The 22,612-nt window shown below is 70.2% G+C and carries 24 protein-coding genes; 16 read left to right on the top strand and 8 right to left on the bottom strand.

Annotated features, from left to right (window positions below; genetic code table 11):
* The first annotated feature begins 70 nt into the window (after positions 1-70).
* On the top strand, positions 71-1,945 hold the full coding sequence (lepA, locus tag ACOADB_RS09635) for a translation elongation factor 4 (protein WP_378597740.1): 1,875 nt from the start codon (positions 71-73) through the stop codon (positions 1,943-1,945).
* Positions 1,942-2,436 (top strand): GNAT family N-acetyltransferase, encoded by a 495-nt coding sequence (locus ACOADB_RS09630; RefSeq protein ID WP_378597739.1) that lies wholly within the window; start codon positions 1,942-1,944, stop codon positions 2,434-2,436. Before lepA ends, ACOADB_RS09630 begins: the two co-directional genes overlap by 4 nt.
* Before the next feature lies 1 nt (position 2,437).
* Here ACOADB_RS09630 and ACOADB_RS09625 read toward each other — a convergent pair whose 3' ends face one another.
* Positions 2,438-3,325 carry a bile acid:sodium symporter family protein gene (locus ACOADB_RS09625; RefSeq protein ID WP_378597738.1) on the bottom strand — a complete coding sequence of 296 codons (888 nt, stop codon included), beginning with the start codon at positions 3,323-3,325 and terminating at the stop codon, positions 2,438-2,440.
* Positions 3,326-3,372: 47 nt separating this feature from the next.
* On the opposite strand from ACOADB_RS09625, the gene ACOADB_RS09620 reads away from it, so the two are divergent.
* From ACOADB_RS09620 to ACOADB_RS09585, 8 genes are all read left to right on the top strand, one after another.
* Complete coding sequence (locus ACOADB_RS09620; RefSeq protein ID WP_378597737.1) at positions 3,373-4,236, top strand: aminoglycoside phosphotransferase family protein; 864 nt, start codon at positions 3,373-3,375, stop codon at positions 4,234-4,236.
* 61 nt (positions 4,237-4,297) lie between these two features.
* The gene (locus ACOADB_RS09615) at positions 4,298-4,978 is read left to right on the top strand and encodes an MOSC domain-containing protein (RefSeq protein WP_378597736.1); all 681 of its coding nucleotides are present in this window, start codon (positions 4,298-4,300) and stop codon (positions 4,976-4,978) included.
* A gap of 53 nt (positions 4,979-5,031) precedes the next feature.
* Positions 5,032-6,861 (top strand): AMP-dependent synthetase/ligase, encoded by a 1,830-nt coding sequence (locus ACOADB_RS09610; protein WP_378597735.1) that lies wholly within the window; start codon positions 5,032-5,034, stop codon positions 6,859-6,861.
* 44 nt (positions 6,862-6,905) lie between these two features.
* On the top strand, positions 6,906-7,781 hold the full coding sequence (locus tag ACOADB_RS09605; protein ID WP_378597734.1) for a 3,4-dioxygenase subunit beta: 876 nt from the start codon (positions 6,906-6,908) through the stop codon (positions 7,779-7,781).
* A gap of 92 nt (positions 7,782-7,873) precedes the next feature.
* Positions 7,874-9,091: a radical SAM family heme chaperone HemW gene (gene hemW / locus ACOADB_RS09600; RefSeq protein WP_378597733.1), complete on the top strand. Its 1,218-nt coding sequence runs from the start codon at positions 7,874-7,876 to the stop codon at positions 9,089-9,091.
* 79 nt (positions 9,092-9,170) lie between these two features.
* A complete protein-coding gene (locus tag ACOADB_RS09595; protein WP_378597732.1) occupies positions 9,171-9,596 on the top strand; it encodes an adenylyltransferase/cytidyltransferase family protein in 426 nt (141 codons plus the stop codon).
* Positions 9,593-11,155 (top strand): methyltransferase domain-containing protein, encoded by a 1,563-nt coding sequence (locus ACOADB_RS09590; RefSeq protein WP_378597731.1) that lies wholly within the window; start codon positions 9,593-9,595, stop codon positions 11,153-11,155. The genes ACOADB_RS09595 and ACOADB_RS09590 overlap by 4 nt, the downstream gene beginning before the upstream one ends.
* Positions 11,152-11,406 (top strand): DUF6752 domain-containing protein, encoded by a 255-nt coding sequence (locus tag ACOADB_RS09585; protein ID WP_378597730.1) that lies wholly within the window; start codon positions 11,152-11,154, stop codon positions 11,404-11,406. Before ACOADB_RS09590 ends, ACOADB_RS09585 begins: the two co-directional genes overlap by 4 nt.
* A gap of 4 nt (positions 11,407-11,410) precedes the next feature.
* Here ACOADB_RS09585 and ACOADB_RS09580 read toward each other — a convergent pair whose 3' ends face one another.
* Genes ACOADB_RS09580 through ACOADB_RS09570 form a run of 3 tightly spaced genes read right to left on the bottom strand, consistent with a single transcriptional unit; the run spans position 11,411 to position 13,895 of the window.
* Positions 11,411-12,232, bottom strand: a complete 822-nt coding sequence (locus ACOADB_RS09580) for a DUF3097 domain-containing protein (RefSeq protein WP_378597767.1) — start codon at positions 12,230-12,232, stop codon at positions 11,411-11,413.
* A gap of 44 nt (positions 12,233-12,276) precedes the next feature.
* Positions 12,277-13,125 carry an MBL fold metallo-hydrolase gene (locus ACOADB_RS09575; RefSeq protein WP_378597729.1) on the bottom strand — a complete coding sequence of 283 codons (849 nt, stop codon included), beginning with the start codon at positions 13,123-13,125 and terminating at the stop codon, positions 12,277-12,279.
* A gap of 20 nt (positions 13,126-13,145) precedes the next feature.
* The gene (locus ACOADB_RS09570) at positions 13,146-13,895 is read right to left on the bottom strand and encodes a hypothetical protein (protein WP_378597728.1); all 750 of its coding nucleotides are present in this window, start codon (positions 13,893-13,895) and stop codon (positions 13,146-13,148) included.
* 174 nt (positions 13,896-14,069) lie between these two features.
* Between ACOADB_RS09570 and hrcA the strand changes: the two genes are divergently transcribed.
* Genes hrcA through ACOADB_RS09555 form a run of 3 tightly spaced genes read left to right on the top strand, consistent with a single transcriptional unit; the run spans position 14,070 to position 17,078 of the window.
* Complete coding sequence (hrcA, locus tag ACOADB_RS09565; RefSeq protein ID WP_378597727.1) at positions 14,070-15,095, top strand: heat-inducible transcriptional repressor HrcA; 1,026 nt, start codon at positions 14,070-14,072, stop codon at positions 15,093-15,095.
* Between the two features lie 36 nt (positions 15,096-15,131).
* Positions 15,132-16,304 (top strand): molecular chaperone DnaJ, encoded by a 1,173-nt coding sequence (gene dnaJ / locus ACOADB_RS09560; protein ID WP_378597726.1) that lies wholly within the window; start codon positions 15,132-15,134, stop codon positions 16,302-16,304.
* A 30-nt stretch (positions 16,305-16,334) separates the two neighbouring features.
* Positions 16,335-17,078, top strand: a complete 744-nt coding sequence (locus tag ACOADB_RS09555) for a 16S rRNA (uracil(1498)-N(3))-methyltransferase (protein ID WP_378597725.1) — start codon at positions 16,335-16,337, stop codon at positions 17,076-17,078.
* A 3-nt stretch (positions 17,079-17,081) separates the two neighbouring features.
* Here the strand turns inward: ACOADB_RS09555 and ACOADB_RS09550 are convergent, their stop codons facing one another.
* From ACOADB_RS09550 to ACOADB_RS09535, 4 genes are read right to left on the bottom strand one after another with little or no spacing between them, the layout of a single operon-like run.
* On the bottom strand, positions 17,082-18,134 hold the full coding sequence (locus ACOADB_RS09550) for a winged helix DNA-binding domain-containing protein (RefSeq protein WP_378597724.1): 1,053 nt from the start codon (positions 18,132-18,134) through the stop codon (positions 17,082-17,084).
* A gap of 28 nt (positions 18,135-18,162) precedes the next feature.
* Entirely contained in the window at positions 18,163-19,095 is a 933-nt protein-coding gene (locus ACOADB_RS09545; protein WP_378597723.1) for a Gmad2 immunoglobulin-like domain-containing protein, read from the bottom strand.
* 31 nt (positions 19,096-19,126) lie between these two features.
* Positions 19,127-20,059, bottom strand: coding sequence for a hypothetical protein (locus ACOADB_RS09540; protein ID WP_378597722.1), 933 nt, complete (start codon positions 20,057-20,059; stop codon positions 19,127-19,129).
* Positions 20,056-20,667, bottom strand: coding sequence for a SigE family RNA polymerase sigma factor (locus ACOADB_RS09535; RefSeq protein ID WP_378597721.1), 612 nt, complete (start codon positions 20,665-20,667; stop codon positions 20,056-20,058). Before ACOADB_RS09535 ends, ACOADB_RS09540 begins: the two co-directional genes overlap by 4 nt.
* Positions 20,668-20,730: 63 nt before the next feature.
* Here ACOADB_RS09535 and ACOADB_RS09530 point away from each other — a divergent pair, with 63 nt between their 5' ends.
* From ACOADB_RS09530 to ybeY, 3 genes are all read left to right on the top strand, one after another.
* Positions 20,731-21,078: an HIT domain-containing protein gene (locus ACOADB_RS09530; protein WP_378597720.1), complete on the top strand. Its 348-nt coding sequence runs from the start codon at positions 20,731-20,733 to the stop codon at positions 21,076-21,078.
* 67 nt (positions 21,079-21,145) lie between these two features.
* Complete coding sequence (locus ACOADB_RS09525) at positions 21,146-22,165, top strand: PhoH family protein (protein WP_378597719.1); 1,020 nt, start codon at positions 21,146-21,148, stop codon at positions 22,163-22,165.
* On the top strand, positions 22,162-22,611 hold the full coding sequence (gene ybeY / locus ACOADB_RS09520) for an rRNA maturation RNase YbeY (RefSeq protein ID WP_378597718.1): 450 nt from the start codon (positions 22,162-22,164) through the stop codon (positions 22,609-22,611). The genes ACOADB_RS09525 and ybeY overlap by 4 nt, the downstream gene beginning before the upstream one ends.
* Position 22,612: the final 1 nt, after the last annotated feature.

Here is a 22,612-nt window from a genome sequence, read left to right as displayed (position 1 = left end):
CTCGCGACGGGTTCCACGGATGCAGCGTGGAATTAGCGAACCCGCCAGCCTCGGCGACAATGGGTGGACCATGGCAGCCTCCACTCCGAAGCCCGGTCGTACCGACCCCGCGATCATTCGCAACTTCTGCATCATCGCGCACATCGATCACGGCAAGTCGACCCTCGCGGACCAGATGCTCCGGCTCACCGGAGTCGTCGACGCGCGGGCAGCGCGGGCGCAGTACCTCGACCGGATGGACATCGAGCGCGAGCGTGGCATCACGATCAAGAGCCAGGCCGTGCGGATGCCGTGGACGGTCCCGGCAGACAACGAGGAAGGCGCCGAGCCCGGCACCTACGTCCTCAACATGATCGACACCCCAGGCCACGTGGACTTCACCTATGAGGTGTCCCGTTCGCTCGAGGCGTGCGAGGCCGCCGTACTGCTGGTCGACGCGGCGCAGGGGATCGAGGCGCAGACGCTCGCGAACCTCTACCTCGCGATGGGCGCCGACCTCCACATCATCCCGGTGCTCAACAAGATCGACCTCCCGAGCGCCAACGTCGAGAAGTACGCCGCCGAGCTGGCCGGACTCGTCGGCTGCGACGTGTCCGACGTCCTGCTCACCAGCGCCAAGACCGGCGTCGGCGTCGAGTCGCTCCTCAACGAGATCGTGAAGCAGACCCCGCCGCCCGTCGGTGATGCCGACAAGCCGGCCCGTGCCCTGATCTTCGACTCGGTCTACGACACCTACCGCGGCGTGGTCACCTATGTCCGGGTGGTCGACGGCAAGCTCAGCCACCGCGACCGGATCAAGATGATGTCGACCGGCGCCGTGCACGAGATGCTCGAGGTCGGCGTGATCAGCCCTGAGCCGGTGAAGACCGGCGAGATCGGTGTCGGCGAGGTCGGCTACCTGATCACCGGTGTGAAGGACGTCCGCCAGTCACGCGTCGGTGACACCGTCACGTCCCAGCACCACGGCGCGACCGATCCGCTCGGTGGCTACAAGCACCCGAACCCGATGGTCTACGCCGGCCTGTACCCGATCGACGGCGACGACTACCCGGTGCTGCGCGACGCCCTGGAGAAGCTCCAGCTCAACGACGCAGCACTGACCTTCGAGCCCGAGACGTCCGGTGCCCTCGGCTTCGGCTTCCGCGTCGGCTTCCTGGGCCTGCTCCACATGGAGATCACCCGGGACCGCCTCGAGCGCGAGTCCAACCTCGACCTGATCTCGACCGCGCCCAACGTGGTCTACGAGGTCGTGATGGAGGACGGCAAGCACATCGAGGTCACGAACCCGAGCGAGTACCCCGACGGCGGCAAGATCGCCGAGGTGCGCGAGCCGGTCGTTCGGGCCACGATCCTGTCGCCCTCCGACTACATCGGCACGATCATGGAGCTCTGCCAGACCAAGCGGGGCACCCTGCAGGGGATGGACTACCTCTCCGAGGACCGCGTCGAGATGCGCTACGTCCTGCCGATGGGCGAGATCGTCTTCGACTTCTTCGACCAGCTCAAGTCGCGCACCAAGGGCTATGCCTCGCTCGACTACGAACGCACCGGCGACCAGGCCGCCGACCTCGTCAAGGTCGACATCCTGCTGCAGGGCGAGCCGGTCGACGCCTTCTCCGCGATCATCCACAAGGACGCTGCCTACGCGTACGGCGTGATGATGGCCGGCAAGCTCAAGGATCTCATCCCGCGCCAGCAGTTCGAGGTGCCGATCCAGGCTGCCATCGGCGCCCGGGTGATCGCGCGCGAGAACATCCGCGCCATCCGCAAGGACGTCCTGGCCAAGTGCTACGGCGGTGACATCACCCGCAAGCGCAAGCTGCTCGAGAAGCAGAAGGAAGGCAAGAAGCGGATGAAGATGGTCGGCCGGGTCGAGGTTCCCCAGGAAGCCTTCGTCGCTGCGCTGTCCACGTCCGGTCCCGCGGGGGACAAGCCGAAGAAGTGAACGTCCGCCCGGTCCGTGACGACCAGTGGGACATCGTCGCGTGGCTGTGGCAGGACTTCCGCCACGACCTCGGTGCCGTGGTGAACGGCTTTCCGTACGCCGACGGTCGCTACCGTCACGAGTGGCTGGACCAGTACCCCGCGCCGGACCGCTGTGGCTACATCGCGTGGCGGCCGCACCCGAACACCGGTGAGGACGCTCCCGTGGCATTCGCGCTGGTGCGCGGCCTGGGAGAACCCCGACGGCTGGTGCAGGCGTTCTTCGTGGTGCCCGCGGCTCGGCGGACAGGGCTTGGTCAGCAGGTGGCGCTCGACGTCATCTCCCGGCATCCCGGCGGCTGGGAGATCCCGTTCCAGCAGGACAACGTGGGCGCCGGCCGTTTCTGGCGTGGCGTCGCGTCGGCTGCCTGGGACGACGCCTGGACGGAGACGGCAGAGCCCGTGCCGAGCAAGCCGGACCTGCCGCCCGACCACTGGATCCGCTCGACCTGAGTCAAGCGCGCTGATCGCTCTCTGCGCCGGCCCGGCTCGGGTTGATGTAACGAGTGAGGGCGATGCCCCAGAGCGTGGCCAACACGAACATCACGATCGAGTAGACCGCCGCCGGCACGGAGATCTCGGTGCTGTCGAGGACCTCGACCGCCACGAAGATCGCCAGCGTGCCGTTGTGCACGCCGATCTCCATGGAGGACGCGATCGCCTGGTCGTCGCGCACGCCCAGCGCCCGCGGGACGACGTACCCGAGGACGAGGCTGATCGCACAGAACAGCGCCGCGACGATGCCGACCTCGGCGAGGTAGTCGGCGACGTTCTCGCGCTGGTCGAGCAGGATGCCCAGCACCAGGACCGCGAGGATGACAGCGGAGCCGATCCGGACCGGTCGATCCATCCGGTCCGCGAATGCCGGGCGGGTGGCCTTGACCGCCATCCCGATGCCGACCGGGACCAGCACGATGGCGAAGACCTGCACGACCTCTCCGAACGGCAGCGAAACCGAGTCGCCCTGGTCGAAGTGGTCGATGGCCGCATTCGTGATCAGCGGCAGGGTGACGAGCGCCAGGATCGAGTTGATCGCGGTGAGGCTGATGTTGAGCGCGACGTCGCCGCGGAACAGGTGGCTGAACAGGTTGGCCGTCGTGCCGCCCGGCGAGGCGGCGAGCAGGATCATGCCGATGGCCAGCAACGGATCGAGGTCGAAGGCGACCACGAGCCCGAAGCAGATCGCCGGCAGCACCACGACCTGGCAGGCCAGGGCGATGGCGACGGCCTTCGGGTTCTTCCCGATGCGCCGGAAGTCGGCCGGCGTCAGGCCGAGGCCGAGCCCGAACATGATGATCGCGAGTGCGATCGGCAGGCCGACGGTGGTCAGTGCACTGTCCATGGTGTCCCTCCCTCAAGGGTGAGAGCACCGTAGCCGAGGATGTTCCGATGAGTGTCCAGATCCTTGAGGGCCTGCTCGACGAGTGGGACCTCGTCGCCGGCGACGAGAGGTGGCACGGGGCCCGCTCACTCGTGCTGCCCGTCACGACCCGTCAGGGCCGACCTGCCGCCCTCAAGATCGCGCTCCCCGACGACGAGTCGGAGCACGAGCACCTCGCACTGCAGCGCTGGCACGGCAACGGCGCGGTCCACCTGCTGCGCGCCGACCCGTTGCGCCGGGCACTGCTGCTGGAGCGACTGGATCGCGAGGACCTGACCGGGCACTGGGACATCGAGGCCTGCGAGATCGTCGGTGGTCTCTACAACCGGCTCCACGTTCCTCCCATGCCCCAGCTCCGCGAACAGGCGTCGTACGTCGCCCGCTGGGTGGAGGCACTGCAACGGGACGCGACGACGGTGCCGGTGCCGCGACGCCTCGTCGACCAGGCGATCGCCCTGGCGCGAGAACTGTGCGCGGAGCCGGCCTCCGCGGTGCTGCACGGTGACCTGCACTACGAGAACGTGCTGCGCGGCGAGCGGGACGGCGAGCAGGAGTGGCTCGCGATCGATCCGAAGCCGACCAACGGGGACCCGCACTACGAGGTCGAGCCGATGCTGCGCGACCGGTTCGAGGACTACCTCCTGCCCGGTGCCTTCGGCTCGGTCCGCGACGGCATCCGTCGGCGCTTCCACGCCCTGGTTGACACGGCTGGTTTCGACGAGGCCCGCGCCCGCGACTGGGTCGTGGTCCGGTCGGTCCTCAACGCCCACTGGGCGCACGAGGACGCCGTACGCGCAGGCCGCAGGCCGACGGCCGGGGAACGCGAGCACGTCACTGCCTGCATCACGACCGCCAAGGCCGTCCAGGACTGACCTGCATCGACAACGTCGAATGACCGTGCGGGACTGACCAGCACAGGTGCAGACTGGCCGCATGTCGCGCGTTCTCGCTGTCAGCGTCGGTCGTCCGCAGGACAAGGAGTGGGCCTCGATCGGCTGCACGTCCATCGACAAGCGCAACCTGGATGCGCCGGTCGCCGTCCACGAGCTGGGGATCGAGGGCGACCAGGTGTCCGACACCCAGCACCACGGTGGCCCGCACCAGGCGGTCTACGCCTACGCGCGCGAGGACCTCGACTTCTGGGAGGCCGAGCTCGGGCAGCCCATCCGCAACGGGCAGTTCGGGGAGAACCTCACGACCGAGGGACTCGACCTCACGGGCATGGAGATCGGCACCCGGATCCAGGTCGGCGGACCCGACGGGCCTTTGCTCGAGGTCGCCCACGTGCGGACGCCGTGCAACGACTTCAAGGGCTGGATGGGGGAGAGCGGCTACGACCCGAAGGCGTGGGTGAAGCGCTTCACCGCCGAGGGCCGGCCCGGCCCGTACTTCCGCGTGCTCCAGTCCGGGACGCTCGCTCCCGGCGACCCGGTCGAGGTCGTCCACCGGCCCGGACACGGTGTCACGGTGCGTGACATGTTCGTCGCGCTGAACACCGATCGGGCCCGCCTGCCCGAGCTCGCGGCGATCGAGGTCCTGCCGCCGAAGGTCCGCGAGAAGGTCGAACAGTTCGTCCGCGGCGCCGGGGTCCCGTACCAACCGGCCGCCGAGTGATCTAAGTTACCAATCAGTCACCGCCGGTCTCGGAACAGTTTTTCAGGAGCGACATGCCCGTCAATCACGACACCAGTTTCCTCGAGCACCTTCCGCAGAACTGCGCCGTGCAGTTCCTGGACCGGGTGGAGGCGAGCAGTTCGCGCGAAGCCTTCCGCTTCCCCGTGGGTGACGCGTGGGAATCGGTGACCTGGGGCGAGGCCGGCGACCGCGTACGACGCCTCGCAGCCGGACTGCTCGCCCTGGGCCTCGAGCGGGAGCAGCGCGTCGCGATCGCCTCGTCGACGCGCTACGAGTGGATCCTCGCGGACCTCGCCATCATGTGCGCCGGCGGCGCGACGACGACGGTGTACCCGTCGACCAACGGCGAGGACACCGCCTACATCGTCGGTGACTCCGAGAGCCGGTTCATCTTCGCCGAGGACGAGAGCCAGCTCGAGAAGCTGCGTGCGCACCGCAGCGAGCTCCCTGCCCTGGCCAAGGTCATCTCGTTCGACGCCGCGCTGGCCGACGGTGACTGGGTCATCTCGCTCGACCAGCTCTCCGAGCTCGGCGAGACGCACCTCGCCGCCCACCCCGGGAGTGTCGAGGAGGTCACGCAGAGCATCCAGCCCGACCAGCTCGCGACCCTGATCTACACCTCCGGCACGACCGGCAAGCCGAAGGGCGTGCGCACCCTGCACAAGGCGTGGGTGTTCGAGGGCGAGGCCATCAAGGCGCAGAACATCCTCAACGAGGACGACCTGCAGTTCCTGTGGCTGCCCATGGCCCACTCGTTCGGCAAGGTGCTGCTGTCCACGCAGCTCGCCTGCGGGTTCGCGACCGCCATCGACGGTCGGGTGGACAAGATCGTCGACAACCTCGGCATCGTGAAGCCCACCTTCATGGGTGCAGCGCCCCGCATCTTCGAGAAGGCCCACGCCCGGATCGTCACCATGCAGGCTGCCGAAGGTGGTCTGAAGGAGAAGATCTTCACCACCGCGTTCTCCGTCGGCACCAAGGTCGACGCGCTCAAGCGCGACGGCAAGTCCGTGCCGCTGCTCCTGAAGCTGCAGCACGGTCTGTTCGACAAGCTGGTCTTCAGCAAGGTCCGGGACCGCTTCGGTGGACGGGTCAAGTTCTTCATCTCGGGCTCCGCGGCCCTCAACGCCGACATCGCGCAGTGGTTCCACGCAGCCGGCATCCTGATCCTTGAGGGTTACGGCATGACGGAGAACGCAGCCGGCGCCACCGTCAACCACCCCGACGGCTACAAGATCGGCACGGTCGGCCAGCCCTTCCCGGGTTCGGAGGTGCGCATCGCCGCTGACGGCGAGGTCCAGCTCAAGGGCCCGCACATCATGGCCGGCTACCACAACCGCCCCGAGGCGACCGCCGAGGCGCTGACCGAGGACGGCTGGCTGCGCACGGGTGACAAGGGCGAGCTGGACAGCGACGGCTACCTCAAGATCACCGGCCGCATCAAGGAGCTCTTCAAGACCTCCGGTGGCAAGTACATCGCCCCGCCCGCGATCGAGGCCAAGTTCAAGGCGATCTGCCCCTACGTCAGCCAGTTCATGGTCTTCGGTGCCGAGCGCAACTTCGTCTCTGCCCTGATCACGCTCGACCCCGACTCGATCGCCGGGTGGGCTGCCGAGAACGGCAAGGAAGGCGCCTCCTACGCCGACCTGGTGAAGGACGAGGCCGTCCTGGCCATGGTCGGCGAGTACGTCGACACGCTCAACGCCCAGCTCAACCGTTGGGAGACCGTCAAGAAGTGGCGCCTCCTCGACCACGACCTCACCATCGAGTCCGGTGAGCTCACCCCCTCGCTGAAGGTGAAGCGCAACGTCGTGGAGAAGAACAACAAGGCGCTGATCGACGGCTTCTACGCGGGTTCGTAGAAAGCGCACAGGAGACGCACAGACCGCCCGTCTTCACTGAGGACATGAGCCACAGCGAAGACATCGAAGACCACGACCTCGGGCTGTCCCACGACCTGCCGCGCATCATGGCGCGTCGTGGGCTGCTCGGTCTCCTCGGAGGGGTGGGTGCGGCAGCCGCGCTCACGGCCTGCGGCAGCGACGGCAGTACGCCGGACTCCGCATCGAGCACGACCTCGGCCACCACCAACGGCGGACCCGGCGGGGCTCCGCCGGCTGGAGGAGGCGGCGACACGGGCGTGACCGTGGCCGACGGAGAGATCCCCGAGGAGACCGCCGGGCCGTACCCGGGCGACGGCAGCAACGGCCCGAACGTGCTGACCGAGTCGGGCGTGGTGCGCAGCGACATCACCACCAGCTTCGGCTCGGCCTCCGGCGTGGCTGCGGGCGTGCCGACGACCGTGAACCTCAAGGTCTACGACCTCAACGGTGACTCGATCACGGCGCTCGCGGGTGCGGCGGTCTATCTCTGGCACTGCGACCGCGACGGCCGCTACTCGCTCTACGACGACGAGGTCTCCGGCGAGAACTACCTGCGCGGGGTCCAGGAGGCCGACGCCGATGGCAACCTGACGTTCACCACGATCTTCCCGGCCTGCTACCAGGGTCGTTGGCCGCACATGCACTTCGAGGTCTACGAGAGCCTCGCCGCGGCCACCAGCGCGACCAACAAGCTGCGCACCTCCCAGCTGGCGTTGCCCGAGGACGTCTGCAACGACGTCTACGCCAACGCCGACGGCTACGACAGCAGCCAGTCGACGTTCGCCGGCGTCTCCCTGGACTCCGACAACGTCTTCAGCGACGGGCACTCCCTGCAGCTGGCCACCGTCACCGGCTCGATCGACGACGGCTACACCGTCACCCTCAACGTGCCTGTCTGATCACCCCACGAAGTTCTTGCTCCCCCGCTTCGCTCCTCCGCAACAACTTCGCGGGGACCCCGATCCCTCGTGGCGGCCCTTAGGATCATCTGATGCCGTCCGCGCTCCCCGAGGGGGACCTTGCCCCCACCGACGGAGCGCTCCCCGCTGAGGCGCTCGCGGAGTTCGGCACCCGCCCGTTCGGCGTCTACGTCCACGTCCCGTTCTGCCGGGTGCGCTGCGGGTACTGCGACTTCAACACCTACACGGCCGAGGAACTGGGCGGCGGCGTCTCCCGGTCGTCGTACGCCGACCAGGCGGTCGCCGAGGTACGGCTGGCCCGCACAGTCCTCGGCGGAGCCGATGCACCGGTGGAAACGGTGTTCCTCGGCGGCGGTACACCGACGCTGCTGGCGCCCGAGGACCTCGGCCGGATGCTGGCCGTGATCGACGACGAGTTCGGCCTGGCGCCCGGTGCCGAGGTGACGACCGAGGCCAATCCCGACTCCGTCGATGCCGACTCGCTGGCGCGACTGCGCGAGGCCGGCTTCACCCGGGTCTCCTTCGGGATGCAGTCCGCCGTGCCGCACGTCCTCGCGGTCCTCGATCGCACGCATGACCCCGAGCGGGTGCCGCGCGTCGTCGAGGCTGCTCGCGCTGCGGGGTTCGACCAGATCAGCCTCGACCTCATCTACGGCACGCCGGGGGAGTCCGCGGCCGACTGGTCGACGACCCTGGACGCGGCGCTGGCCTGCGCGCCCGACCACGTGTCGGCGTACTCCCTGATCGTCGAGGACGGTACGGCACTGGCCCGCCGGGTACGCCGCGGCGAGCTCCCGATGCCCGACGACGACGACCTCGCGGACAAGTACGTCCAGGCCGACGAGCGCCTCGACGCTGCCGGGCTCGGCTGGTACGAGGTGTCCAACTGGGCGCGCGACGACGCTGCTCGTTGTCGCCACAACCTCGCCTACTGGCGGGGCACGGACTGGTGGGGGATCGGACCCGGTGCGCACTCCCACGTCGGCGGTGTGCGCTGGTGGAACGTGAAGCACCCCACGGCCTACGCTGCGCGGCTCGGGGAGGGCCTGAGCCCGGCGCACGCGCGGGAGGTCCTCGACGAGGAGACCCGTGAGGTCGAGCGGGTCCTGCTGGAGGTCCGCCTGCGCGAAGGACTTTCGACGGATGTCCTGGGCGAGCGGGACGGCGTCACCGGGGTGCTGGAAGCGCTCGTAGCGGACGGTCTGGTGGAGGATCGGCCCGACCGCGTGGTCCTGACGCGGCGGGGCAGATTACTCGCCGACGGCGTGGTGCGTTCCCTTCTGGGATAGGCATCTTTCGCTAGGGTTTCGCTAAAGTTCTGCTCGGGCGCCGACGGTCGGCACCCGCTCGAAGGGAAAAGGGGTTCCGGTGGGAAACGTGATCGGCTACGTGCCCGGCGCCTTCGACCTCTTCCACATCGGCCATCTCAACGCCCTCCGTCAGGCCCGCAAGTGGTGTGACGTCCTCGTCGCCGGCGTGGTTGCTGACGAGATCTGCCTCCAGACCAAGGGTGTCGAGCCGACGGTCCCGCTGCGCGAGCGGCTCGAGATCGTCGAGGCGATCGGCATCGTCGACGCCGTCTACGCCGAGGAGACGGTGAGCAAGACCGACTCGTGGCGCGACGTCGGCTTCCACCAGATCTTCAAGGGCGACGACTGGAAGGGCACTGCCAAGGGCGACCGTCTCGAAGCGGAGATGGCCCTGCTCGGCGTCAAGGTGACCTACTTCCCGTACACGCTGCAGACGTCGTCGACCGCGCTGCGCAAGGCGATCGCGCACCGCGGGGTCTCATGACCGCGGTCGTTTCGGACGACGGTCTCCTTCTTCCTGCCGACACCCGGCCGCTCCTGGTCGAGATCGATGGCCACTACGTGTGGTCGCTCACGCCGGTGCGTGACGGCGAACCCCGTGACGGTGGCGTCCTGGTCCCGTGGCCGGGCGTCCTGCGTCCGTACCTCAACGGCCGCGGCCGGATCCGGGTCACCGACACCTCCGGTGACGATGTCCTGTACGACGACGAGGTGGGCCTGGGCGACGGCGACGGACCGCTCGCCGTGGTCGACAAGGCGGGCAACCGCCTGTCGGTCGACAAGGTCGGCCACCTGGCGCGATCCTTCGCCGACACCGGCGAGGCGATCCGCGAAGAGATCATGGCCGGCACCAGCCGGGCGATCGAGGACCTACGGACCTACGCCAAGGTCGATGCCTACCTGAACTACGGCGCCCTGCTCGGAGCGGTCCGCGAAGGCCGGATGCTCGCCCACGACTCCGACACCGACCTCTGCTACCTCTCCCCGCACTCCTCGCCGGCCGACATCATCGCCGAGTCCTACCGGATCGGTCGCGCGATGCGCGCGCGTGGCTGGAACCTGCTGCGCATGTCCGGCGGCGACATCAAGCTGTTGCTGAAGCTCTCCGACGGCCGGACCTGCCACATCGACGTGTTCGTCGCCTTCCACGTCGGCGACACGTTCTTCCAGCTCGGCAACCGCAGCGGGACCCTGCCGCGGGACAAGATCGTTCCGTTCTCGACCATCGAGCTCCACGGCTACGAGTTCCCCGCGCCCCGCGACACCGACGCGATGCTGTCTTTCCTCTACGGGCCGCAGTGGCGCACCCCCGATCCGTCCTTCCGCTACGCCGACCCGGCCGCCGGCGTACGACGACTCGATGGCTGGCTGCGTGGCTTCCGGGCGGAGATGGGCCGCTGGACGGAGTTCTTCGCCAGCCCCGACGTCCGGCGGGTGCCGAACACGGCGTCGTCCTTCGCGCACTGGGCGGAGAGGCGCTTCGGGGACCTGCCCGTGGTCGAGCTCGGCCCCGGCACCGGCCGCGATGCGCTGTGGTTCTCGCGACGCGGGCACCAGGTCATCGCTCTCGACTTCTCGCGGGGTGCACTCGGCTTCATCCGGCGCCGCAACCGTCGGCGCGAGCTCACCGTCAAGGTCGACCAGCTGATCCTCGGTGAGCTTCGCTCGACCCTGATGCACGGCACCCGGCTGGCCCGTGAGCCCCACCACCTCTACGCCCGGCACCTGGTCGGTTGCCTGGACCAGCCGGCGCTCGACCAGCTGTGGTTGCTGGCACGGATGGCGCTGCGGCCCGGGGGCGGGCGGTTGTTCCTCGAGTTCCCCGCTGCGGTCAAGGGCGTCACCGCGCCGGCCGGCACTCCCGGCGAACCGCACGAGCTCGTGCGTCGGGTGGACCCGGCGACGATCCAGGACGCCATCGAGCGGGCCGGAGGTGTCGTCGAGCACCTGGCCGTCGAACCGGGCGAAGACATGTACGACGCGCCCGACCCGGCCGTGTGCCGGATCCGCGCCCACTGGCCGCAACCGAAGGAGAACCCATGAGCGAGCGCAAGAACCGCCTGCGCGCCCAGGCGAAGGACAAGCTCCCGGAGCCCGTTGCGAAGCGACTCCGTGACCCCAGCGGCCTGCGTGCCCGGGTGGCCGCGCTCGAGGTCGAGGTGCAGGAGAACCGTCAGCTCAACCGGCGGATCGCCGAGCTCACCGACGTCGTGGCGGAGCTGCTGATCCCGCTCGAGGCCCGCGACCAGGCCCGCGTCGACGAGGTGCTGAAGCAGTTCCGCGCCGGTCTCTGACCCGTCAGGAAGCGACGAAGTCGATCAGTTCCTCGACCCGCCCCAGCAGGGCGGGTTCGAGGTCGGCGTACGAGTCGACCTTCGACAAGATGTGCTTCCAGGCGCGGGCGATGTCGGCCTGGTCGCGGTGTGGCCAGCCGAGGTGCTGGCACACGCCCTTCTTCCACTCGATGGAGCGAGGGATGGTCGGCCATTCCTTCAGGCCGATCCGGTCGGGCTTGACGGCCTGCCAGACGTCGACGAACGGGTGGCCGACGATCCGGACGTGCTTGCCGTTCGGACCACGCGCGATCGCGTCGGCGATCCGGGACTCCTTGGAGCCGCGGACCAGGTGGTCCACCAGGACGCCGACCTTGCGCTGCGGTCCGGGCTTGAACGACACCAGGTGGTCGGCGAGGTCGTCGACGCCGCCGAGGTACTCGACCACTACGCCTTCGATGCGCAGGTCGTCGCCCCAGACCCGTTCGACGAGTTCCGCGTCGTGGCGTCCCTCGACGAAGATCCGGCTGGCGCGCGCGACGCGGGCCTGCGCGTCGTGGACGGCGATCGAGCCACTGGCGGTCCGGGTGGGCTTCGCCGGGCCGGAGGCACCGGCTCGCAGGGGTGCGGTGAGGATCACGGGCTTGCCCTCGAGCAGGAACCCGGGGCCGAGCGGGAAGGTACGACGCTTGCCGCGGCGGTCCTCGAGGGTGAGCGTGTCCAGGTCGCGGTCGACGGCCACGATCTCGCCGCACCAGTCGGTGGTCACCTCCTCGACGACCAGCCCGATGTCGCCCGCTGTCTCCACGGCGCGGCCCCGCTTGGGGACCTTCCAGTCTCCGGCCATCACGTCGGTCCCGTAGCGATCCACGACAGGCGAGCCTAGGCCGGTCACGCCATGGGCAGGTGGCGGCGCGCCCGGGGGAGTTGCGCATACCCCCGCGGTACGGCGTGCCGCAGCGCCTCGGCGGGGAAGGGCCACTCCGCGGCGGCGACGGCCTCGGCCTCGGGCACGCCGCGTCCGGCGAGGTCGCGGATCGTCTCGGCGACGGCACGCAGGTCGTCGCACTGCTCCTCGACGAAGCGGCGATCGACGATCGCTCCGTGACCGGGCACGACGATCGAGGCGGGCGTCAGCAGCCCGACGACGAGGTCGAGCGTGCCGGGCCAGTCCATCGGCCAGCAGTCCTCGCCGAGTCCGGGCGGCGCCGACTCCTCGACCAGGTCCCCGGCCAGGAGGACGTCGACGTCAGGGACCCGGACGACCAGGTCGCCACCCGTGTGGCCGCGCCCGGGGTGCACGAGCTCGACCTGGCGGTCACCGAGGTCGATCACGGAGGCGCTGGAGAAGGTCGTGTCGGCGGGCCGGATGGTGGTCGCGAGCACCTCCTCGGCACGCGGCTCGTCGTCGGCTGCGCGGTACAGGCCCTTGATCCGCTCGCCCGCCGGGACGGTTCGCTCGGCAGCCTCCTCCGTCGCGTGGATCGGCAGGTCGCCGTACTCCTGCAGGAATGTGGCGTTGCCGAAGGTGTGGTCGAAGTGCTCGTGGGTGTTGACCACGGCGACGAGGTCACCGCGGCCCAGCCTGCGCAGCTCGCCGATGACCTCGGTCGCGGCGAGCGACGAGGCGTGGGTGTCCACGACGACCAGCCCGCGGTCACCGCCGACCACGGTCACGTTGAGGTCGAACCACGGGTGACGCAGGACCCAGACACGGTCGGCAACTTCGGTGAACGGCACCTGGTCAGGCTACGGCCCGGTCAACAGATGCCGGCGTGCAGTTCGGAGCGCAGCAGCTCGCCGAGGTCGGCAGTCGAGGTGGCCGCCCGGGGGAAGCGGAGCTCGGCGTCGTGGGCGCCGTCGACGTCGACCCACTGCAGGACGACCGCGGTGGTCTGGAGCTCGGCGAGCTGGACACCCACGATGTCGCCGAGGCGGGTGTCGGTCCGGGTCGCGATCGCGCGGCGGAGCTCGTCCTGGTGGCACAGGTTGGCGTGCTCGACGGAGCGCTGGAGGAAGCCGCGGTTGAGGTCGTGGGCGCGCGAGCCGAAGGCGGCGAGCGGGACCCGCAGGCGGGCCTTGTCGGGGGCGGACTCGGGGGCGCTGTCCCGGGCGAGGACGGCGAAGTCGAGGTGCAGGCTGACCCGCAGGCGCACCTCGCAGCAGCACTCACACTCCTCGAGGCCACTCGCTTCGAGCCGGCCGGACAGGGTGAGGGTCGCGTCGCGATCGGGGGAGCCCGGGCGACCCAGGCCGCTGCGCAGGGTCAGCAGGGCGCCGCGGCGGTCGTGGGCGGCGCGGGCGAGGTCGGAGTCGGCCGGGCACGCGAAGACCGGGCGCCCGCCGTGGTCCCGCATCTCGAGGTGCTCGTGATCGAGCCCCGCGGTGATGTCGTCGATCCCGTCGACGACGAGGGAGACGTCGTCGGGGCAGGCCAGGATGCTGCGGGCCGCCGCCGCGAGGCGGTGGATGTCGACGCGAGCTGCGTCGATGCCGGTATCGAGGGACACGATGGGCCTTCTCCTTCAGCGCGGGAATTAGGTGAGCCTAACCTACATGCGACGGCGGGTGCGGGGAAGGTCTCGGTCCGGCGGTCCGGGGTTTCGGGCCCTCCAGCGGTAGCATTGGCACTCGCTGGAGCGGAGTGCCAGACGAACTGGCGCAGGACGAGCAGGAGGTGGGGCATGCAGGAGGACCGCAGGCTCGCCGTGCTGCGCGCCATCGTCGAGGACTACGTCGCGACCGAGGAGCCCGTCGGCTCCAAGGCGCTGGTCGAGCGCCACCACCTCAACGTGTCCCCGGCGACGATCCGCAACGACATGGCCGCGCTGGAGGAGGAGGGCTACCTCGCCCAGCCGCACACCAGCGCCGGCCGGGTGCCGACCGACAAGGGCTACCGGCTGTTCGTCGACCGGCTCTCGACGGTCAAGCCCACCAGCTCTGCCGAGCGGCGTGCGATCGCGACCTTCCTGGACGGGGCGGTCGACCTCGACGACGTCGTCCACCGCTCGGTGCGCGTGCTGGCGCAGCTGACACGCCAGGTCGCCGTGGTCCAGTACCCCTCGCTGTCGCACTCGACCGTGCGCCACGTCGAGATCGTCGCGCTGACCCCCACCCGCCTGCTGCTCGTGCTGATCCTCAGCTCGGGCCGCGTCGAGCAGCGCCTGATCGAGCTCGAGAGCGAGCTTGCCGAGGCCGACCTCGCCGCGCTGCGCTCCCGCGTCAACCTTGCCGCCACGGGTGAGGTCATCGCCGAGGCGGCGGCGGCGCTCAACGCGCTGATCCACCCCGAGCCCGGCTCCCCGGCTCCTTCGGCGGTCACCGTCTCGGTCGTCGACACCCTGGTCGACGCGATGAGCGACCACCGGTCCGACGAGCGGGTCGTCGTCGGCGGTACGGCGAACCTCGCCCGCTTCGGCGACAACTTCGACACGTCGGTCCGCCCCCTCCTCGAGGCGCTGGAGGAGCAGGTCGTGCTGCTCAAGCTCCTCGGCGAGGCCACCGGCAGTGGCGCAGTGACGGTCCGGATCGGTGCCGAAGGCCCCTACCAGGAACTGGCGTCGACCAGTGTCGTCGCGACGGGCTACGGCCCCGACGACGCGCTCGCGTCCCTCGGCATCGTGGGCCCGACCCGCATGGACTACCCCGGATCGATGGCGGCGGTGCGCGCAGTCGCGCGCTACATGTCGCGCATCCTCGACGAGAACTGATGGCGCTCCCCGGCGCCTCAGGATGATGGAGAAGAAGTGAGCACGGACCTTTACGAACTGCTGGGTGTTGCCCGCGACGCGGATGCGGACGCCCTGAAGAAGGCCTACCGGCGCCTGGCCCGGCAACTCCACCCGGACGTGAATCCCGACCCGGAGAGCCAGGAGCAGTTCAAGCTGGTCACCGCGGCGTACGAGGTGCTGTCCGACCCGCAGAAGCGCGCGGCGTACGACCGCGGAGGCGACCCGTTCAGCGGCGGCTTCGGCGGCGGCCAGGGTGCCGGCTTCTCCTTCACCGACATCATGGACGCCTTCTTCGGCGGCCAGGGCGGTGGCGGCCAGGGCGGTGGCCGCGGTCCGCGTGCCCGCGTGCGCCGTGGCCAGGACGCCCTCATCCGCATCGAGGTCGAGCTGGCAGAGGCCGCCTTCGGCGTCTCGCGCGAGCTCAAGGTCGACACGGCGATCCGTTGCACGACGTGCAGCGGTGCCGGTGCCGCCCCGGGCACCCAGCCGGTGGCGTGCGAGACCTGTCGTGGTGCCGGCGAGGTCGCGCACGTGCAGCGCTCGTTCCTCGGCGAGATCCGGACCCTGCGCCCCTGCGCTGCGTGTCGCGGCTTCGGATCCGTCATCGCCGACCCCTGCCGCGACTGCGCGGGTGACGGCCGCGTCCGTTCGCGCCGCAGCCTGACCGTCAAGATCCCCGCGGGCGTCGACACCGGCACCCGCGTCCAGCTCACCGAGCAGGGCGAGGTCGGCCCGGGCGGCGGCCCCGCCGGAGACCTGTACGTCGAGATCCACGTCGCGCCGCACGCCACGTTCGAGCGCAACGGCAACGACCTGCACTGCACGGTGTCGGTCCCGATGACCGCGGCCGCGCTGGGCACGACCATCTCGCTCCCGACCCTCGAGGCCGACCTCGACCAGGCCGAGGACTCCGGTGTCGAGACCAGCTTCGACCTGCCGATCCCGGCCGGCACCCAGTCCGGCCACCAGGTGCTGCTGCGCGGTCGCGGCGTCCCCGGTCTGCGCGGCGGTCGGGGCGACCTCGTCGTCTCCATCGCGGTCGAGACCCCGGGTCGCCTCGATGCCCGTCAGGAGGAGCTGCTGCGCGAGCTGGCGGCCATCCGGGGCGAGGAGCAGCCCACGGGCGACGTGCGGCCGACGCACAAGTCGATGTTCGGCCGGCTCCGCGACGCTTTCACCGCGCACTGACCTGACGCGATCGCCCGACGAGACCAGCCGATGACCCTCCCGCAGCACCTCGTCGCATCGCTGGCCGGTGTCGCTGCCGGTGACACCGTGACGGTCGAGGGCGACGAGGCCCACCACGCGGTCGTCGTACGACGGCTGCGGGTGGGGGAGTCGCTGCAGCTCGCCGACGGGGTCGGTCGGGTGGCGACCGGCGACGTCAGCGAGACGTCGAAGCGGGAGTTCTCGGTGCTGGTCCGCGAGATCGCGGACCAGCTGGAGCCGTCGCCCCAGTTCACCGTCGTGCAGGCACTGCCGAAGGGCGATCGCGGCGAGCTCGCCGTCGAGGTGCTGACCGAGATCGGCGTCGGCCGGATCGTGCCGTGGGCGGCGTCCCGCAGCGTCGCGGTCTGGAAGGGCGAACGGGCTGCGAAGTCGCACGCCAAGTGGCAGGCGACGGCCCGCGAGGCGGCGAAGCAGGCGCGCCGTGCGTGGCACCCCGAGGTGGATCCCCTCGCCACGACCGACGACGTGGCCGCGTTGATCGCCGGCGTCGACGTCGCCGTCGTGCTGCATGAGGAAGCGACCGAACCGCTGGCCGCGCTGGCCCTGCCGGGCGACGGCGACATCCTCGTCGTGGTCGGCCCCGAGGGTGGGCTCACCGACGACGAGGTCGCGCGCTTCGTCGCCGCGGGTGCGGTGGCCGTGGGCCTCGGCTCCGAGGTGCTCCGCACGTCGACGGCCGGAGTGGCCGCAGTGTCGGCGTTGCTCGCTCGCACGCCACGTTGGGGCGCCTGAGCCTCACCGGGCGAGCAATGCCTCGGTCCGGGCGATCTCCTCGTCCAGCTCGGCCTGTTCGGCCTTCGTCAGCGACCGCAGGACCTCGCCGACGACGATCCGGTCGTCCTCGATCCGCCACAGGCCCTCGAGCCACCCGTCGACGTACAACGACATCATCTGGGCGCCGTTGACGCCGAACCACGCGTTGCGGCGTTCGGGTGCGGTGACCCGGTCCCGGGAGGCGTGGGAGAGCCACACGTTGTCGTACGTGCCGAGCAGCCGGACCGGGGCGGGTGCGTCCTCCTCGGCGATCGGGGCATCGGCCAGGTCATAGAGCGGGCGGCCGTTCTCGTCCTCGTGCTGCACCAGGTCGTCCATGGCCTTGACGATCGGTCCCAGTCGGGTGATGCCCGACCAGGTGGTGACGTCGGCAGCGGAGGCCGGACCGAAGGCCCGCAGGTAGCGACGGATCAGGTCGGGGACGTCGGGCTCGGCGAGGGGTGCATCGAGCCAGCGGTCGAGGAAGTCGTAGGCCACCGCCGTCGACCCGGTCGGCTTCCAGCAGCCGCGCGGAGGCAGCTGCACCAGCACCTCCGCGACGCGGGCGACCTGGCCGAGCTGGCCGGAGGTGAACGCGGGGAACCGTTCGGCGAGACCGGCGCCCAGGGCGCGCTGGGGGAGCGGGCCGTCGGCCAGCACCTCCCGCACCGCGGCGGCGAAGGCCGCCCGGTCGACGGTGCGTGCCTCGCCGATCGTCTGGCTCTGCTTCATCTCGCGCTCGCGCACGGGTGCCGCCCACACCGGGAGCTGCAGTGCGTCGCCGGGAACGTGCAGGTGCACCGTGTCGCGCAGGCTGAGCACCCGCACCAGGCTGCGATCCTCGATCGCGCCACTGACCGCACGCGGGTCGACGTCGGTCAGCCGCGCCGCCAGGGAGAGGTACGGCGGCAGGGACTCCTGCGCTTGCAGGCCGATCAGGTGCTCGACCATCGCGGCCGGTGCCAGGTCGACCCGCTCGAGCAGGTGCTGGCGGAGCAACAGGGTGCGGTTGAGTCGTTGCCGGCTGAACTTCACGCGCCCATCCTGCCCGTCCTGTCCACGGTCACTCGATCGTGATCCGCTTCGTGTCCTCCGTCGGGCCGGGGCCCTCGCCGCCCGAAGGGTCGTCGGTGCGGGCGATGAAGGTGTACGTGCCGGCGTCCAGGCTGCTGACGTCGACCTTCGTCTTCCAGGGGTAGAGCTTGTCGATCCAGCCCTCCGCCGTGGCGAAGCCCTCGAGGACCGCCGTGCCGGTCGCGTCCTCGATCGTCCAGCCCACCGTGGCCTCGAAGGAGCTGGTGCGGCCGGTGGCGGTGAACGAGTCGGGCACCGTGGTGCCCTCGGCGGGTTCGGTGACGTTCATGAACGCCAGCACGTCGAGCTGTGGTGCTGCCTTGAGGCCGCCCGCCGTGCTGACTCCGAGCAGCGTGTCGGCCGGCCTGCCGTCGTACTCGACGGTGACGGGGAGGCGCTTCCCGATGGTGCCCTGGAGCGTGTAGACGAGTTGCTGGACGGCGAGCTCGGCCAGGTCGGCGTCCAGCGAACCTGCCTCGAGCCAGCTCTCCTCGGCCACCTCGACCACGATCGCGGTGCTGGTCTGCGTGATCGACGCGAAGCGGCCGCTGGGCCACGGCGTGCGGTAGTCGGGGTCGACTGGGTCGCCCTCGGTGACCGCGGCAGCGGCAGCGACGAGCGGTGCGACGCCCGAGGACTGCGTGAACTCGCGGAACAGCCGGTCACCGTCGGGAGTGTCGCCGACGTAGTAGACCGGGATCACCTCCGGATCGGCGGTTCCCGTGGTCCCGCCGGTCGTGGGGCTGCCGGTCGGGCTGCCCGTCGCATCCGTCGTCGCGTCGCTGCTGGCCGTGCCCTGGCTGGTGGGATCGGACGCCGCCGGGTCGGCGTCGTCGTCACCGCAGCCGGCAAGGAGGCCCAGGGTCAGCAGCGCCCCGGTGAGAGCAGCGAGGGTGCGGCGGGGGGAAACGGGGTGGTTCATGAGAACGATCCTTGCGTGAGCGGTGGGTCGGTCAGCGGACGGTGACGGTCCGCGTGTCGGTCGCCGGCCCGTTGGTGGGGCCGCTGGTGGGGCTGGCGCCGCTGACGGTGAGGACGTACCTGCCGGGAGCAAGGTCCGCGATGTCGGCGGTCGTCTCCCACGTGGTGCCCGTCGCCGGTGCGGCACCCGAGAGGGCGAGCGCGCCGTCGGCGGACCTGAGCTCCCAGGGGACGTCGTCGACCTCGGCGCCCCGGGGCGACCGTACGGTGCCGCGCATGGTGAGGACGCCGCTGACCGAGTGGCCCTCGGTAGGGTCGGAGATGTTGACGGGGGTGAGGACGGCGTTGTCGCGCCGCACGTCGTCGCGGACGGTGCGGTCGCCGGTCACGAAGGACACCGGGAGGGTCTCGCCGACCGCTGCCTGCGCGGTGAACACGGCTTGCTGCAGGCCGTTCGTGCCGGTCGTGCCGGGGTCGCCCGCAGCCTCGTCGCTGATGGTCAACCGGATCCCGTCGTCGCCGAGCGCGACGTCGACGAAGGCACCGGCGGGCCACGCCGTCTCGTAGTCGGGGTCGTTCGCGCCGGCGTCGGACTCCAGGAGCCGAACGGCTTCCAGGGCGCGCGCGGCGGTGTCGTCGGTTGCGTCGATCGACTGGAACTCGCGGAAGAGCCGGTCGCCGTCGGGCGTCTCTCCCACGTAGTACGTCGCCACGGCCATGTGTTCGTTGCCGGGTCCGGCGACGTCGTCGCCGTTCGGCAGGCCCAGCTGGCTGAGGGCCGCGCCGCCTCCCACGACGGCCGCGGTCGCCGTACCCGCGGCCAGGACGAGGGCCCAGCGCCGCGGCGTGCGGGTGTTGTGTGCCGTTGCGCGACGGATCTCACCCAGTCGGTCGCCGGGTACGACGTCCGAGACGGCGTCCGCGAACAGGCTCGCGAGGTCCCGGTCGGCCTGGTCGTCGTTCATCGGTCGCCTCCCTTCAGGTCGCGGGACTCCAGCAGTGGTCGTAGCGCGGCGGCGCCACGGGACGCGTGGCTCTTCACGGCTCCCTTGCTGATGCCGAGGGTCTCGGCGATCTCCGCCTCGGACAGGTCGAGGTAGTAGCGCAGCGCGAGCACCTCGCGCTGGCGGCGTGGCAGGTGCTGGAGGGCGTCGAGCACGGCCCGGCGCCGGCTCGCGGCCAGCACGGGTTCGTCCGCCGGGGGAGCGATGTCCTCGGTGTGCTGCCGCGCCAGGTGACGCTGTACGACGCCCCGGTGGCGCAGCGTCGAACGGGACCGGTTCACGACCGTCTGCCGGAGGTACGCCAGCGCCTTGTCGGGGTCCTCGAGCCGCGACCAGCGTCGGTGCAGCTCGATGAACGCGTCCTGCACGACCTCCTCGGCCTGGCCGCGGTCGCGCACCAGCAGCACGGAGAGCCGGACGAGGCGGTCCCAGTGGTCGACGTAAAGGCGTTCGACGGCGGTGTCGGCGTCCGTCCCGGCGTCGACAGCGTCGTTCACGGCGCGCTCCAGGACGATGCCCCCACCGGGGGTCGCGAAGGGCGAAGCGCCGAACACCGCATGGATGGTCACGCTAGTTCCACGCGCGAGGGCGTCAGCCGGTTGACACGAGATCGTGACCACTATCTTGGAGCTGTGACCGCCGATCCCGACTGCCTGTTCTGCAAGATCATCGCCGGTGCGATCCCGGCCGAGATCGTCCACGACGGCGAGCGCACGCTCGCCTTCCGTGACATCAACCCGCAGGCGCCGCTGCACGTGCTGGTGGTGCCACGCGCCCATGCGCACAACGCCGCCGACTCGGCGGAGGCGGACGCCGCGATGTTCGCCGAGATCGCCACCACGGCGCGCACCGTCGCCAAGGCCGAGGGGTACGACGACTACCGCCTCGTGTTCAACACGGGCGCCGGCGTGGGCCAGACCGTGTTCCACACGCACGGGCACGTGCTGGCCGGCCGGTCGATGGGTTGGCCTCCCGGCTGACCGGCACCGGGCGGCACCCGCAAACCGGGTGGGCCCGCCGCGTGTGCTCCCGTAGCATGGAGGGGTCATGACAGATTCCCCTTCCGCAGCTTCCGCAGCCCCCATCCGGCACACCGTCGTCGTGCCGAACAGCATCGACATGGTCACCCTCTTCGGGCCGGGTGACGAGCACCTCGGGCTGATCGAGAAGCGGCTCGGCGTGGAGGTCCACGTCCGTGGCAACCGGATCACCCTCGCCGGCGAGACGAAGGACGTCACCCTCGCCGACCGGGTGATCGGCGAGCTCGTCGCGATCCTCCGCACCGGCCAGGGCATCACGCTCGAGGTCGTCGAGCGGGTCGAGGCGATGCTGCGTGCCGAGACCGCGACGTCGGAGCGGCCCGCCGACGTACTGTCCCTCAACATCCTGAGCAACCGGGGCCGGTCGATCCGCCCCAAGACGCTCAACCAGAAGCGCTACGTCGAGACGATCGACCAGCACACGATCACGTTCGGCATCGGCCCGGCCGGTACGGGCAAGACCTACCTGGCGATGGCCAAGGCCGTGCAGGCGCTGCAGGCCAAGCAGGTCAACCGGATCATCCTGACCCGGCCGGCGGTCGAGGCCGGCGAGCGGCTCGGCTACCTCCCCGGCACGCTGAGCGAGAAGATCGACCCGTACCTGCGGCCGCTCTACGACGCCCTGCACGACATGCTCGACCCCGACTCGATCCCGAAGCTGCTCGCAGCGGGCACCATCGAGGTCGCGCCGCTGGCCTACATGCGCGGCCGTTCGCTCAACGACTCCTTCATCATTCTCGACGAGGCTCAGAACACGACGCCCGAGCAGATGAAGATGTTCCTGACCCGGCTCGGGTTCGGCTCCAAGATCGTCGTCACCGGTGACGTCACCCAGGTCGACCTGCCGTCCGGCACCACGTCCGGGCTGAGGATCATCGAGGGCATCCTCGACGGTGTCGAGGACCTCGCGTTCGTCAAGCTCACCAGTCACGACGTCGTCCGCCACAAGCTCGTGGCCCGGATCGTCGCGGCCTACGAGGAGTTCGACGCACAGGCCAACCACCAGAAGGGTCACTTCACCAAGTGAGCATCGAGATCCTCGACGAGTCCGGCTCCGGTCTCGACGTCAAGCACTTCTCCAGGCTGGCCCGGTTCGTGATGGACCAGATGCGCGTGCACCCGCTCGCCGAGCTCTGCATCAAGGCGGTCGACGAGGCCACCATCGCCGAGCTCAACGAGAAGTGGATGGAGAAGGAGGGGCCGACCGACGTGCTCGCCTTCCCGATGGACGAGCTGCGTCCCGGACTCGTCAACGAGGAGCCCGAGGAGGGCATGCTCGGCGACCTGGTCCTGTGCCCGAGCATCGCCGAGCGCCAGGGCGCGACGGCCGGCCACGGCACGCTCGCCGAGCTCGAACTGCTCACCACCCACGGCATCCTGCACCTGCTCGGCTACGACCACGCCGAGCCGGAGGAGCACAAGGAGATGTTCGGACTCCAGGACCAGTTGCTCGCGCAGTGGCGCGCCCAGTGAC

The sequence above is a fragment of the Nocardioides sp. CPCC 206348 genome (genome assembly GCF_048654705.1).
Classification (GTDB): Bacteria; Actinomycetota; Actinomycetes; order Propionibacteriales; family Nocardioidaceae; genus Nocardioides.
This window is presented reverse-complemented; position numbering and strand designations above follow the sequence as displayed.

Bases quoted from the DNA above. Each gene is read 5' to 3' on its own strand.
- ACOADB_RS09590 (WP_378597731.1), top strand. From the start codon at position 9,593: ATGACCGCGGTCGTTTCGGACGACGGTCTCCTTCTTCCTGCCGACACC.
- ACOADB_RS09525 (WP_378597719.1), top strand. From the start codon at position 21,146: ATGACAGATTCCCCTTCCGCAGCTTCCGCAGCCCCCATCCGGCACACC.
- ACOADB_RS09625 (WP_378597738.1), bottom strand. From the start codon at position 3,325: ATGGACAGTGCACTGACCACCGTCGGCCTGCCGATCGCACTCGCGATC.
- ACOADB_RS09620 (WP_378597737.1), top strand. From the start codon at position 3,373: ATGAGTGTCCAGATCCTTGAGGGCCTGCTCGACGAGTGGGACCTCGTC.
- ACOADB_RS09610 (WP_378597735.1), top strand. From the start codon at position 5,032: ATGCCCGTCAATCACGACACCAGTTTCCTCGAGCACCTTCCGCAGAAC.
- ACOADB_RS09605 (WP_378597734.1), top strand. From the start codon at position 6,906: ATGAGCCACAGCGAAGACATCGAAGACCACGACCTCGGGCTGTCCCAC.
- ACOADB_RS09555 (WP_378597725.1), top strand. From the start codon at position 16,335: ATGACCCTCCCGCAGCACCTCGTCGCATCGCTGGCCGGTGTCGCTGCC.
- ACOADB_RS09615 (WP_378597736.1), top strand. From the start codon at position 4,298: ATGTCGCGCGTTCTCGCTGTCAGCGTCGGTCGTCCGCAGGACAAGGAG.
- ACOADB_RS09540 (WP_378597722.1), bottom strand. From the start codon at position 20,059: ATGAACGACGACCAGGCCGACCGGGACCTCGCGAGCCTGTTCGCGGAC.
- ACOADB_RS09545 (WP_378597723.1), bottom strand. From the start codon at position 19,095: ATGAACCACCCCGTTTCCCCCCGCCGCACCCTCGCTGCTCTCACCGGG.
- ACOADB_RS09580 (WP_378597767.1), bottom strand. From the start codon at position 12,232: ATGGCCGGAGACTGGAAGGTCCCCAAGCGGGGCCGCGCCGTGGAGACA.
- lepA (WP_378597740.1), top strand. From the start codon at position 71: ATGGCAGCCTCCACTCCGAAGCCCGGTCGTACCGACCCCGCGATCATT.
- hemW (WP_378597733.1), top strand. From the start codon at position 7,874: ATGCCGTCCGCGCTCCCCGAGGGGGACCTTGCCCCCACCGACGGAGCG.
- ACOADB_RS09585 (WP_378597730.1), top strand. From the start codon at position 11,152: ATGAGCGAGCGCAAGAACCGCCTGCGCGCCCAGGCGAAGGACAAGCTC.
- hrcA (WP_378597727.1), top strand. From the start codon at position 14,070: ATGCAGGAGGACCGCAGGCTCGCCGTGCTGCGCGCCATCGTCGAGGAC.